Below are 12,222 nucleotides of genomic sequence, written 5' to 3' on the forward strand. Positions count from 1 at the left end.
CCGCCACGCCGCGGTGTTCGCCGCGGCGAACTGCCGGCTCATCCCGGCGTCGACCCACTGCCCCGGCAGCCCCGACGGGTCGTCGGCGTCGGTCGGCTCGGGCGCGCCGGGAACGTCGCCCTCGCCCGGGCCGTGACCCGCTGCCGTCGTCATGGATCGAACACTAGTTCGACCCCCCGACAGTCACGGGCGGGAACAGCGAGCTCGACCGACCCAGAAGATCACGATCGGGACACGATCGACCCGGGGGGTCGCCGACCGGGCTCAGCTCGCGACGGGACCCCGGCCCGGTCAGAGCTGCGTCTGCTCGCGGACCAGGGCGACGAACGTCGTCGCCGCGGGCGCCAGGTCGTCGTCGCGGCGCAGCACCAGGTAGAGGCAGCGCTCGATCGGGTCGCCCTCGAGCCGGACCTCGCGGACCCCGGCGCGGGCGTGGCGCTCCAGCGCCCACGAGCTGACGACGCCGACCCCCTCGCCGGCGGCCACCGCCTCGATCACGCCCTCGTTCGAGTCGCGGATCGTCCACTGCTGATCGCTGATCAACGGCGTGCCCCGCTCGGCCAGGGCGTCGGTGAAGGACCGCCGCGTGCCGGAGCCCTCCTCGCGCTCGACCAGCGGTGTCGACGCGAGCTGCGCGACGGTCACGGCGCCCGCCCCGTCGAGCGCGTGGCCACGCGGCACCGCGAGCACGATCTCGTCGGCGGCGACGACCTCCGCGTCGAGGTCGTCCCCGTCGGGCTCGGCACCCGCGAACCCGACCTCGGCGCTCCCGTCCCGCAGGGCGGTGAACACGCCCGCCGAGTCGGTGACGACGGTGTCGACGACGAACTCCGGGTGCTCGGTGGCGAACGCCTCGACGAGGTCAGGCACGAGGAACTCGCCCGGGATGCTGCTCGCCGCCACGGCCACGGCGGTGGCGTCGGCGTACGGGTCGTCCGGCGAGGTCATGGGAGGTCCTCCTCGGGGTCGGCGTCTCGCGTCGGGCCCCGGACGTACCCACCCGCACCCGTCGGGACGCGCGGGCCGGTGGACCGCGCCTCCCGCGCCCTCGTGGAGGGCGCGGCGGTCAGTCGCGGTCCGAGCCCGCCGCCGCGCGCTCGACCGGCCAGCACATCCGGACCGTCGTGCCCCGCTCACCGGCCTCGATGGTGCTGCGGTCGGAGAGCCGCCCGATCAGCGTGACGCCGCGACCGCGGAAGCCGGGCGCGGTCGCGTCCTGCCACGCGCCGTCGTCCGCCACGACCACGGCCACACCGCCGCCGCAGGCCCGGGGCCCCGCGACGAGCTCCACGTGGCACTGCCACCCCGGGCAGGCGTGCTCGACGGCGTTGGAGACGGCCTCGTCGACGATGAGGACGATGGACTCGGCGAGTTCCTCGTCGAGTTCGTGGTCCCGGGCCCAGGAGCGCATCTTCTGCCGCAACAGGCCCACCGTGCGCGGCTCGGCGAGCAGCTTCTCGTGGAGCCATCCCGTCCTCGCGTGCTCGGCCTCTGGCCAGCACACGCACGACGGTCCCTCGGTCGCCGGAGCGCCGGGTCGGTCACCGGACTCTGACTCCCCGGTGTCGGTCGAACCACAGCGCGTCATCAGGAACGGGCTACCCGCTGCCGTCGATCCGGACCCTCGCGCCCCGAGCGGTGTGGCCGAGTACTCACGGTCGCGTCCGGCCACCCGGAGGGGCGGCGGCCTTCAGAGCTGCTTCGACCGCGCCCGTCAGGGTGTCGAGGTAGTCGTCCCCACTGTCGCCGTCCATGATCAGCATCCGGAAGACCAGCGGCGCGACGAGCAGATCCAGGGCCAGCTCGGTGTCCAGCTCGGCGGGGAGCTCCCCGCGGTCGACCGCCGCCCCGAGCACCGCACCCGCCGCGGCCCGCCGGGGCACGGCGACGCGGAGCTGACCTGCCCGAAGACCCTGATCACCTTCCGCGAGGACGAGGGCGGCGGCGAGCACTGCCACGAGGGCGCCGTCGCGCTGTGGCACCAGCGCACCTTCGACTGGCTGGACACCACCCTCGCCGCGTAGCCGGGCGACCCCGGCCCGGGCGCCCGCACGTGGCGGGTCACGGTCACGGCCGGCGATCCGGCTCGGCGTCGCCGACGAGCACACCCCGTGCGGCGAGCAGACCGACCAGGAGGTCACCGGCGTTGCGGATGTGGGCGGTCATCGCGTCCCGGGCGGTGCGGGGGCTGCGGTGCTCGAGGCCGCGCAGGAGCGGGACGTGGTCGTCGCGGGCGGCCTCGGGCCACCCGGGGACGGCGTCGTAGGACCCGAACGGCACGTACGTCAACGTGACCCCGAGCAGCCGGGCCAGCTTCGGGGACGCCGCGGCGCGGTTGATGAGCCGGTGGAGCTCGAAGTCGACCCGCTCGGTCGCGCCGAGGTCGTCGGTCGAGATCGACGACACCAGCGACTCCTGCAGCGCACGCAGGCGCACCAGGTCGTCGTCCCCGAGCCGGGTCGCCGCGCGCGCCGCCAGCTCGCCGGAGATGTAGGCCTGGGTGTCGAAGAGGTCGAGCACGTCCTGGCGGGTCATCGCGGCCACCCGGAACCCGCGCCCGGGGTCGAAGTCGACCAGCCCCTCCCCGGCCAGGGACATCAGCGCTTCGCGGACCGGTGTCGCGCTGATCCCGAACTGCTCGGCGAGGTGCTCGGCCCGGAGCCGGTCACCCGGGGCGTCGACCCCGGTCATGATGCGGTCGCGGATGCGGACGGCCACCTGCGGACCGAGGCGCTGGCGACGCGTCGACTCACCGTGCTCCATCTGTATAGAATACTGACGTCTCGTAGCCACGCTCTCCGGGACACATCGGTCCGGCGCGGACTTCTCTATAGTTTTTGGGGACGAGGAGGAACCGGATGAGGACCACCGCCGCCGTCGTCCACGAGGTCGGGCGCCCCATCGAGATCGAGGAGATCGAGCTCGACGGCCCCGCCGCCGGCGAGGTGCTCGTGCGGTTCACCCACGCCGGGCTGTGCCACTCCGACCTGCACGTCGTCCAGGGCGACATCGAGGGCTGGCTGCCCATGGTGCTCGGTCACGAGGGCGCCGGTGTGGTCGAGGACGTCGGGCCGGGCGTCACCCGGGTCGCCCCGGGCGACCACGTCGTCTGCTCCTTCATCCCCAGCTGCGGACGGTGCCACTGGTGCGCGACCGGCCAGCAGGCAATCTGCGACATGGGTGCCGCGATCATGCGCGGCCACCTCCCCGGCAAGCGGTGGCCCATCAGCGGGTCGCGCGGCCGCTACGGCGCCATGTGCATGCTCGGCACCTTCGCCGGCCACGGCGTGATCCACGAGACCTCGGCCGTCCGCATCGACCCCGATCTCCCCCTGCAGAGCGCCGTCCTCGTCGGCTGCGGGGTGCCGACCGGCTGGGGCTCGGCCGTCAACGCCGCCGACGTGCGGCCCGGAGACACCGTGCTCGTCTACGGCGTGGGCGGGATCGGCATCAACGCCGTGCAGGCCGCCCGCCACGCGGGCGCCCAGTACGTGGTGGCCGTCGACCCCGTGGAGCTCAAGCGCGACACGGCGCTCCGGCTCGGCGCCACCCACGCCGCGGCCACCCCCGAGGAGGCCCACCGGCTGTCCTACGAGCTGACCCGCGGGGTCGGCGCCGCCCGGGTGATCGTCACGGTCGGCACGATCGACGCCGACGTCGTCGGGCACGCCTTCGACGCCACCGGAAAGTCCGGCACGCTGGTCCTCACCGCGATGGGCGGCATCGCCGAGAACACCCTCTCGGTCTCCGCGACGGTGGCCACGCTGTTCAAGAAGACGATCCGGGGCAGCCTCTTCGGCGACTGCAACCCGACCACCGACATTCCGCGGCTGCTCGGGCTCTACCGCTCGGGCGACCTGCGCCTCGACGAACTCGTCACCCGCACCTACCGTCTCGAGGACATCAACGCGGGCTACGAGGACCTCCTCGCCGGACGCAACATCCGCGGTGTCGTCGTCCACGACCACGGCTGACCTGACCACGGCCCGACGACAGGAGCCCGCACATGTTCACCCTCGACGCCGACGAGCAGGCCATCGTCGACACCGTCCGCGAGTTCGTCGACCGCGAGGTGCGCCCGCAGGCCCAGGAGCTCGAGCACGCCAACACCTACCCCGAGAAGCTCATCGAGCAGATGAAGGAGATGGGCGTCTTCGGGCTCGCGATCCCCGAGCCCTACGGCGACCTGCAGGTCTCCGCGCCGTGCTACGCCCTGGTCACCGAGGAGCTCGCCCGCGGGTGGATGAGCCTGGCCGGCTCGATGGGCGGCCACACGGTCGTCGCGAAGCTCCTGCTGACCTACGGCACCGAGGAGCAGAAGCAGCGCTACCTGCCCCGCATGGCCACCGGCGAGCTCCGCGCGACGATGGCGCTCACCGAGCCCGGCGGCGGCTCGGACCTGCAGGCCATGCGCACGGTGGCCGTGCGTGACGACGACGGCTACGTCATCAACGGCACCAAGACCTGGATCACCAACGCCCGGCGCTCCGACCTGGTCGCCCTCCTGTGCAAGACCGATCCGACGGCGGAACCGGTCCACCGCGGGATCAGTGTGCTGCTGGTGGAGAAGGTGCCCGGCTTCGAGGTCTCCAAGGACCTGCCCAAGCTGGGCTACAAGGGCGTCGAGAGCTGCGAACTGTCCTTCACCGACGCCCGCGTCGGGCCCGACGCCGTGCTCGGCGGGGTCGAGGGCGAGGGCTTCGCGCAGATGATGCGCGGCCTCGAGATCGGCCGCATCCAGGTCGCCGCGCGGGCCACCGGCGTCGCGCGCGCCGCGCTGGACGACTCGGTGCGCTACGCCCAGGACCGCGAGAGCTTCGGCGTCCCGATCTGGAAGCACCAGTCGGTGGGCAATCTCCTCGCCGACATGGCCACCAAGGTGACCGCCGCGCGCACCCTGCTGATGCACGCCGCGCAGGCCTACGACTCCGGCGACCGCTCCGACATGGAGGCCGGGATGGCCAAGCTCTTCTGCTCCGAGACCGCGATGGAGGTCGCGCTGAGCGCGATCCGGGTGCACGGCGGGTACGGCTACTCCACCGAGTTCGACGTCGAGCGCTACTTCCGCGACGCCCCGCTGATGATCGTCGGCGAGGGCACCAACGAGATCCAGCGCAACGTCATCGTCCGCCAGCTCGTGCAGCGCGGCGGGCTCTAGGCGGGATACGGGGGCCGACCCGGACCGGTCGGCGCGACCCTGGATCCGTCACGTCCCGGGCGCGCGGCTCAACGGTTGGCGGACGGGCGTGGGACCGGTTCCCTGGGGGCCATGCCCTACGAGGACGACGGCCCGCCGCAGGCATGATCACGACCTCGGTGGCGACGTACCCGGGATTCCGGACGACGCGCCACCGAAGTCGTGATCTTGCCCAGCCACACCGGCCGCGGCACGGGCGCCGGGCGCGAGGTCGTTAGCCTGGAGCGGTGAGCCTGGCGGAGGTGCGCGACGACTCGGCGACTGCCGAGAGCCCGGCGGCCCCCCGCGCCCTGATCGTGTCGCTGTTCGGTCTCTACGCCCGTGACCTGGGCGGATGGCTGTCGGTGGCGACCATCGTCCGCCTCATGGGTGACCTCGGGGTGGACGAGCAGGCCACCCGTTCGGCGATCTTCCGATTGAAGAAGCGCGCCTGGCTCGACGCCGAGAAGGACGGCCGCACGGCGGGCTACCGGGCCTCGTCGGAGGCCCTCGAGATCCTCGCCGAGGGCGACGACCGCATCTACGGACGCCGCCGGGCGGACGCCGACGAGGGCTGGCTGCTCGTGGTCTTCTCGGTGCCCGAGTCCGAGCGCGACAAGCGCCACCAGCTCCGGTCGACGCTGACCCGGCTCGGCCTGGGCACGATCGGCCCCGGCACCTGGGTCGCGCCGGCCCATCTCGACGGCGCCGTGCTCGGGGCCCTCGACCGGGCCGGGCTGCGCGGCTTCACCGACGTCTTCCGCGCCACGCACCTCTCGGCGAGCACCCCGCGGGAGACGATCGCGTCGTGGTGGGACCTCGACGCCCTGGAGACCACCTACGCCGACTACCTCCGCCGGTTCGAGGCGGTCGCGGCCCGCTGGGAGGACGCCGACCTGGCCGAGGCGGGTTCCGACGACGCCCGCGCCTTCGCCGACTACGTCCCCGCGGTCACCGCCTGGCGGCGCCTGCCCTACCTCGACCCGGGCCTGCCGTTGCAGGCGCTACCGGCCGACTGGATCGGGGTGCGCGCCGAGGAGCTGTTCGAGCGGTTCCGCGCCGTGCTGGCGGAGCCCGCCGCCCGGCACGTCCGGGCGGTCGTCCGGGACTGAGGGACCGCGCCCGCGGCCGTGATGTGACCGGATCGGGGGCGTCGGCGGACTCCGTCTTACGACGACCAGCTCACCTTCGCGGGCCCCATGCCGGGCGCCGCGCTGCTCGGCATCTTCACCGTCTCCGTGCTGCACAACATCGCCCACCTGCTGTTCGGGGTGGTCGGGCTCCTCGCCGCCCGCAGCTTCAACGGCGCGCGCTCGTACCTGCTCGTCGGCGGCATCGTCTACCTCGTCCTGTTCGTCTACGGGATGGTCATCCCGATGGGCGGCCGGCGAACTTCGTGCCGCTCGACTCCGCCGACAACGTCCTGCACCTCGTGCTGGCGCTCGGCATGGTCGGGCTCGGCGCGGCCCTCGGCCGGCGTGGCGCCCGCGCCTGATGTCCGGTCCACCGCGGTGGCGGCCTCGACGACGGGGCTTTACTGCCACTGGCTGCAAGCGTCGACGCTTCGCTCGCACTCAGGGCACACCGTCAGAGGGCCGCCACCGCCTGGATCTCCACGAGCGCCTCGGGCTGCCACAGGCTCGTCACACCCACCCCCGTCATCGCCGGGTAGTCGGTCCCGACCAGCTCGCGCCACACACGCCCGATCTCCTTGCCCTGCGCCTGGTAGCCGGGGATGTCGGTCAGGTAGATCGTCACCGACAGGAACGTCCCCGGGTCTCCCCCGGCCGCCCGCAGCGCCGTCGTCACGTTGGTGAGCGCCTGCCGGAACTGCTCGACGATGCCGCCCGGCACGATCCGCCCGTCCGCGTCCAGCGCCGTCTGCCCGGCGAGCCACACGGTGTCCCCGCTCCGCACCGCGTGCGTGAAGCCCGACGGCGCCGCGAGCGAGTCCGGATTGATGAGCGAGATCGACACGAAAGTCCTCCTGGTGCGGCGTGGACCCCGAGGTTAGTGTGCTTTCTTGACCGCCGTAAAGATTTCGCTACGAGGCCTCCCGGCGGCGCGAAGGAGGAGCCGTGAACGGCTTCGAAGCCGGCCCCGCACCGACCACCGGCCTCGTCCCCGTGGTGACCCGGCTCGGGACCGAGTCGGCCGCGACCGGACAGTCCGCGGGGGCCAGCCGCATCGCCGGCGTCTCCCCCCAGCACACCCCCGCGACGCGGTTGTGGTTCGGCAAGGTCCGCAACGAGCCGGGGTTCCGGTCGGTGCCCCACCACCACGGCGAGGCCGAGACCGGCGGGATGGTCCTCTCCGGCCGGGCGCGCATCTACTTCGGCGAGGACTACGCCGACCACGTCGACATGGGCGAGGGCGACTTCGTGTTCGTCCCGCCGTACCTGCCGCACGTCGAGGTCAACATGTCGACGACGACGGAGCTGGTGTGGGTCACCACCCGCACGCCCGACAACATCGTCGTGAACCTCGACGACGTTCCCGACGCGACCCTCGCCGGGTTCGCGCGGCGAGCGACGGGAGGCCGGCCGTGACCGACCGCCCCTTCTGGAACCCGAAGACCGAGACGCTGCCCCGCGAGCAGCTGCGCGAGCTCCAGCTCGCGAAGCTGCGCCACCTCGTCGCCCGGGCGAAGGCGGGCAGCCCCCACTACGCGCGCACCCTCGCCGACGTCGACCCGGAGCGGCTGCGCACGTGGGACGACCTGGCGCGCATCCCGTTCCTCACCCGCGAGGAGTGGATGGCGAGCCAGCACGCGCACCCGCCCTACGGCGAGCTGCCCGTCGTCGGGCCGGAGCGGGCGATCCGCGTCCACACCACGTCGGGGACCTCCGGACGCACTCCGCTCCGCGCACTCGACAGCCGCAAGGACTGGTCGTGGGCGGCGGAGATGTGGTGCTACGCGCTGTGGGCCGCGGGGGTCCGCCCGCACGACGTCGGGTACGTCGCGTTCGGCTACGGGTCCTTCATCGGGTTCTGGGGCCTGCACTACGCGCTCGAGAAGCTCGGTGCCCTCACCGTTCCCGGCGGCGCGCAGACCACCCCGAACCGGGTCCGCCAGATCGTGGACTTCGGCGCCACGGTCGTCGCGTCCACGCCCACCTACGCGCTGCGCCTCGCCCAGGAGGCCGCGGCGATGGGGGTGGACCTGCCGGGCGGGTCCGTCCACACCCTGATCCTCTCCGGCGAGCCCGCGGGCTCCATCCCGGAGACCAAGGCGCTGATCGAGCGGCTGTGGGGCGCCAGGGCGATCGACACCGCGGGGATGACCGAGGTGTCGACGATCGTCATGTTCGAGCCCGGCAACCAGCCCGGGGGCTGCCACGTCATCGAGGACCACTTCATCGAGGAGGTCGTCGACCCGCTCACCGGCCGCGAGGTGCCGTACGGCGAGCGCGGCGAGCGGGTGTGCACCTCGTTCGGCCGCTCCACCACCCCGCTGCTGCGCTACCGGACCGCGGACCTCGTCGTGAAGGTCCCCGCCGCGACCGCCGGCAACGGGCGCACCTTCGACCTCTACCGGGGCGGGATCATCGGCCGCGTCGACGACATGAAGCTCGTGCGCGGCACCAACGTCTACCCCGGGGCGGTCGAGGCGATCATCCGCGGCTTCGCCGGCATCGAGGAGTTCCAGATCCGCCTCGAGCACCTCGACGGCCGCGACGAGGTGATCCTGCTCGTCGAGTGCGCCCCGACGCTGTCCGCCGAGGGGTGGAGCACGCTCGCCGCCGACCTCGGCCGGGCGCTCGCCGACGCCCACGAGGGACTGCGCTTCCTGCTGCGCCGCGCCGCGCCCGACGAGCTCCCGCGCTTCGAGCTCAAGGCCACACGCCTCACCGACCTGCGCGCCGGCCAGCAGCGCGCCGCCCTCGGCGTCCGGGAGCCCGCATGAGCACCGACCTGTGGGGCACCGAGCTGACGGCCTCCGAGACCGCGCTCCTCGGAGCCTACGACTCCCTGCGCGCGCTGCTCGTGTCCGACGACCTCGCACCCTGCGCCGCCTCGGGGGTCCGCGCCGCCCTCGCCCACCTCGGGGTCGTGGTGACCGACCTCGGGCTGCGCTACGAGCACCTCCTCGACGACGGAGTCTGACGATGCCCGCCCAGAAGATCGCCTCGATCGGGGCCGGGCCGGGTGGGCTGTTCACCGCGATCCTGGCCAAGCGCTCCGACCCCGGACGCGAGATCACCGTCTACGAGCGCAACGCCGCGGACGACACCTTCGGCTTCGGCGTGGTGTTCTCCGAGGAGACGCTGCAGAACATCGCCGACGCCGACCCCGTCTCGATCGAGCGCATCGAGGCCGAGTTCCGGCACTGGAGCGCGATCGACGTCGACTTCCTCGGCACGGTGGAGCGCTCCGACGGGCACGCGTTCGCCGCGCTGGAGCGCACCCGGCTGCTGCAGATCCTCGGCGAGCGTGCGACAGAGCTCGGCGTCGACGTCCGCTACTCCACCGACGCGCCGCCGCTGGCCGAGCTGCGGGCGACCCACGACCTCGTCCTCGCCGCCGACGGCGTCCACAGCCGCACCCGCGAGGCGCTGGCCGACCAGGTCGTGCCGAGCCGGGAGGGACGCACCGCGAAGTACGCGTGGTTCGCCACCGAGCGCCCGTTCGACTGCTTCACGTTCCTCATCGTCGAGACCCGCCACGGCCTGTTCTGGGCGCACGTCTACCCGTTCGACGCCACGCGCTCGACCTTCATCGTCGAGACCGACGAGACGACCTGGCGCCGCGCCGGACTCGACGTGTACGCCGGGGTCGAGCGGCGGCCGGGCGAGAACGACGAGGCCTCGATGCGGTTCTGCGAGGAGGTCTTCGCCGAGCACCTGGACGGCCATCCGCTCATCGGCAACAACTCGGGCTGGCTGTCCTTCACGGTGATGCGCAACGAGCACTGGAGCGCCGGCACCGGGTCCTCCCCCGCCGCCCCGGTCGTGCTGGTCGGCGACGCCGCCCACACCGCCCACTTCTCGATCGGCTCGGGCACCAAGCTCGCCCTCGAGGACGCGATCGCGCTCGCCGGGGCCCTCGACCGCGAGGGCGACGTCGACGCCGCCCTGAAGGCCTACGCGGAGGAGCGCAAGCCGGTGGTCGCCTCGCTGCAGCGCTCGGCGCAGACCAGCCTGGAGTGGTTCGAGGGCCTGGCGCGCTACCGCCACCTCGCCCCGGAGCAGTTCGTGTTCCAGCTGCTCACCCGCTCCCAGCGGGTCACCTACGACAACCTGCGGCTCCGGGACGCCGAGTACGTCGGGCGCCTCGACGCGTGGCTCGCCGCGCAGACGCGCGCGCAGGGCCTCGAGGTCGCCGACGGCACCCCGCCGATGTTCCACCCGTTCCGGCTGCGCGACCGGACGTTCGCCAACCGCATCGTCGTCTCCCCGATGGCGCAGTACTCGGCCGTCGACGGGGTCCCGGGCGACTGGCACCTCGTGCACCTGGGCTCCCGCGCCGTCGGCGGGGCGGGGCTGGTGATGACGGAGATGACGTGCGTGAGCCCGGAGGGGCGGATCACGCCCGGCTGCCCGGGGCTGTGGAACGACGAGCAGACGCAGGCGTGGCGCCGCGTCGTCGACTTCGTCCACCGCGAGACCCCGGCGCTGATCGGCGCCCAGATCGGCCACGCCGGGCGCAAGGGGTCGACGAAGGTCATGTGGGAGGGCATCGACGACCCGCTGCCCGAGGGCGGCTGGGAGGTCCTCGCACCGTCGCCGATCCCCTACCGCTCCGACTCCCCCGTGCCGCGAGAGATGACGCAGCACGACATCGACGCCGTGGTCGGCGCCCACGTCGACACCGCCCGGCGCGCGGCGGAGGCCGGGTTCGACCTGCTCGAGCTGCACTACGCCCACGGCTACCTCGTCTCGTCGTTCCTGTCCCCGCTGTCGAACCGGCGGACCGACGGCTACGGCGGGCCGCTGGAGAACCGGGCACGCCTCGGCCTCGAGATCCTCGACGCGGTGCGCGCGGTGTGGCCGGCGGACCGGCCCGTCAGCGTGCGCATCAGCGCCACCGACTGGGTGGAGGGCGCCGGGTTCTGCGGCGACGACGCGGTCGAGCTGGCCCGCCTGCTCGCCGCGCACGGCGCCGACGTCGTCGACGTATCGACCGGCCAGACCTCCACCGACGCCACGCCGAAGTACGGGCGGCTCTTCCAGACCCCGTTCGCCGACCGGATCCGTCAGGAGACCGGCATCCCGACGATCACCGTGGGCGCGGTCGCCTCGGTGGAGGACGCGAACACGATCGTCGCGTCGGGACGCGCGGACCTGTGCGCGATCGCCCGCCCGCACCTGGTCGACCCCTACTGGACCTGGAACGCCGCGCTCGACCAGGACTACCGGGGGATGCCCGTCCCGAAGCAGTACCGCTCCGGTCTCTCGGCCCGACGTCGGGCACAGACCCCGTGATCAGTGCCCCTTGAAGGCCTCGGCCAGCCACCAGGACGGGCTCTCGGCGGTCACCTTGGCGTCGAGCAGCAGCGGCCGGTCGCGGGGACCGGCCGACCACGTCCCGACGACGTCGAGGTCCGCGGTCGACCGGACCACGGCCGCGTCGCACCCGTAGCCGCGCGCGATCGCGGCGAGGTCGACGTCGGGGAAGCGGACGGTGCCGTGGTCGGCGCCGGTGAAGTGGTGGAACTCGGCGCCGTACCCGGCGTCGTCGTAGACCACGACGACGAGGCCCAGCCCCAGCCGGACCGCGGTCTCCAGCTCGCTGATCCCCATGAGGAACCCGCCGTCGCCGCACGCCGCGACGGGCAGGCGGTCGGGCCGGGCCAACCCCGCCCCGATCGCCGTCGCCAGGCCCAGCCCGATGGCCTGGAACCCCTGGGTGAAGCAGAACCCGGCCTCGTCGGGGACCCGCAGGTAGGCCGACGGGTAGCCCATGAAGTTGCCGGAGTCGACGGCGACGGTGCGCTCGGCCGGAAGGAGCTCGTCGAGCGCGGCCGACAGCGTCCGCGGGTCGATCCGCTCGCTCCCGACGACGGGTGCCGGCGCGGCGTGACGCACGTCGGTGCGCAGGCGCTC

At 73.2% G+C, this 12,222-nt stretch carries 13 protein-coding genes and 1 pseudogene; 8 read left to right on the forward strand and 6 right to left on the reverse strand.

Going from position 1 to position 12,222, the window contains the following annotated elements; all coding sequences use genetic code 11:
* Window positions 1-291: 291 nt before the first annotated feature.
* The 4 genes from AC0CYZ_RS23390 to AC0CYZ_RS23405 form a co-directional block, all read right to left on the reverse strand.
* The gene (locus AC0CYZ_RS23390; RefSeq protein ID WP_472219786.1) at window positions 292-948 is read right to left on the reverse strand and encodes a LysR substrate-binding domain-containing protein; all 657 of its coding nucleotides are present in this window, start codon (window positions 946-948) and stop codon (window positions 292-294) included.
* 118 nt (window positions 949-1,066) lie between these two features.
* Complete coding sequence (locus tag AC0CYZ_RS23395) at window positions 1,067-1,504, reverse strand: ATP-binding protein (RefSeq protein WP_472219787.1); 438 nt, start codon at window positions 1,502-1,504, stop codon at window positions 1,067-1,069.
* A gap of 148 nt (window positions 1,505-1,652) precedes the next feature.
* Window positions 1,653-1,982, reverse strand: a complete 330-nt coding sequence (locus tag AC0CYZ_RS23400; protein WP_472219789.1) for a TetR-like C-terminal domain-containing protein — start codon at window positions 1,980-1,982, stop codon at window positions 1,653-1,655.
* A gap of 85 nt (window positions 1,983-2,067) precedes the next feature.
* A complete protein-coding gene (locus AC0CYZ_RS23405) occupies window positions 2,068-2,763 on the reverse strand; it encodes a GntR family transcriptional regulator (protein WP_472219791.1) in 696 nt (231 codons plus the stop codon).
* A 95-nt stretch (window positions 2,764-2,858) separates the two neighbouring features.
* Here AC0CYZ_RS23405 and AC0CYZ_RS23410 point away from each other — a divergent pair, with 95 nt between their 5' ends.
* The 4 genes and pseudogenes from AC0CYZ_RS23410 to AC0CYZ_RS23425 all read left to right on the forward strand — a co-directional run.
* On the forward strand, window positions 2,859-3,974 hold the full coding sequence (locus tag AC0CYZ_RS23410) for an NDMA-dependent alcohol dehydrogenase (RefSeq protein ID WP_472219793.1): 1,116 nt from the start codon (window positions 2,859-2,861) through the stop codon (window positions 3,972-3,974).
* A 32-nt stretch (window positions 3,975-4,006) separates the two neighbouring features.
* The gene (locus tag AC0CYZ_RS23415) at window positions 4,007-5,158 is read left to right on the forward strand and encodes an acyl-CoA dehydrogenase family protein (RefSeq protein WP_472219795.1); all 1,152 of its coding nucleotides are present in this window, start codon (window positions 4,007-4,009) and stop codon (window positions 5,156-5,158) included.
* A 266-nt stretch (window positions 5,159-5,424) separates the two neighbouring features.
* The gene (locus AC0CYZ_RS23420) at window positions 5,425-6,288 is read left to right on the forward strand and encodes a PaaX family transcriptional regulator (RefSeq protein ID WP_472219797.1); all 864 of its coding nucleotides are present in this window, start codon (window positions 5,425-5,427) and stop codon (window positions 6,286-6,288) included.
* Between the two features lie 87 nt (window positions 6,289-6,375).
* A pseudogene (locus AC0CYZ_RS23425) lies at window positions 6,376-6,489 on the forward strand (DUF4383 domain-containing protein); the annotation flags it as partial.
* Between the two features lie 274 nt (window positions 6,490-6,763).
* On the opposite strand, the gene AC0CYZ_RS23430 reads toward AC0CYZ_RS23425, so the two are convergent.
* Window positions 6,764-7,153, reverse strand: coding sequence for a RidA family protein (locus AC0CYZ_RS23430; RefSeq protein ID WP_472219799.1), 390 nt, complete (start codon window positions 7,151-7,153; stop codon window positions 6,764-6,766).
* Window positions 7,154-7,254: 101 nt separating this feature from the next.
* Here AC0CYZ_RS23430 and AC0CYZ_RS23435 point away from each other — a divergent pair, with 101 nt between their 5' ends.
* From AC0CYZ_RS23435 to AC0CYZ_RS23450, 4 genes are read left to right on the forward strand one after another with little or no spacing between them, the layout of a single operon-like run.
* Window positions 7,255-7,725, forward strand: a complete 471-nt coding sequence (locus AC0CYZ_RS23435) for a cupin domain-containing protein (protein ID WP_472219801.1) — start codon at window positions 7,255-7,257, stop codon at window positions 7,723-7,725.
* Window positions 7,722-9,083: a phenylacetate--CoA ligase family protein gene (locus tag AC0CYZ_RS23440; protein WP_472219803.1), complete on the forward strand. Its 1,362-nt coding sequence runs from the start codon at window positions 7,722-7,724 to the stop codon at window positions 9,081-9,083. The genes AC0CYZ_RS23435 and AC0CYZ_RS23440 overlap by 4 nt, the downstream gene beginning before the upstream one ends.
* A complete protein-coding gene (locus AC0CYZ_RS23445) occupies window positions 9,080-9,283 on the forward strand; it encodes a hypothetical protein (RefSeq protein ID WP_472219804.1) in 204 nt (67 codons plus the stop codon). The genes AC0CYZ_RS23440 and AC0CYZ_RS23445 overlap by 4 nt, the downstream gene beginning before the upstream one ends.
* Window positions 9,284-9,285: 2 nt before the next feature.
* A complete protein-coding gene (locus AC0CYZ_RS23450) occupies window positions 9,286-11,601 on the forward strand; it encodes a bifunctional salicylyl-CoA 5-hydroxylase/oxidoreductase (protein WP_472219806.1) in 2,316 nt (771 codons plus the stop codon).
* Here AC0CYZ_RS23450 and AC0CYZ_RS23455 read toward each other — a convergent pair.
* Window positions 11,602-12,222: thiamine pyrophosphate-dependent enzyme (locus AC0CYZ_RS23455; RefSeq protein ID WP_472219808.1), on the reverse strand; the 621-nt coding region annotated here is incomplete at its 5' end.

This window comes from Actinomycetospora sp., from assembly GCF_055612215.1.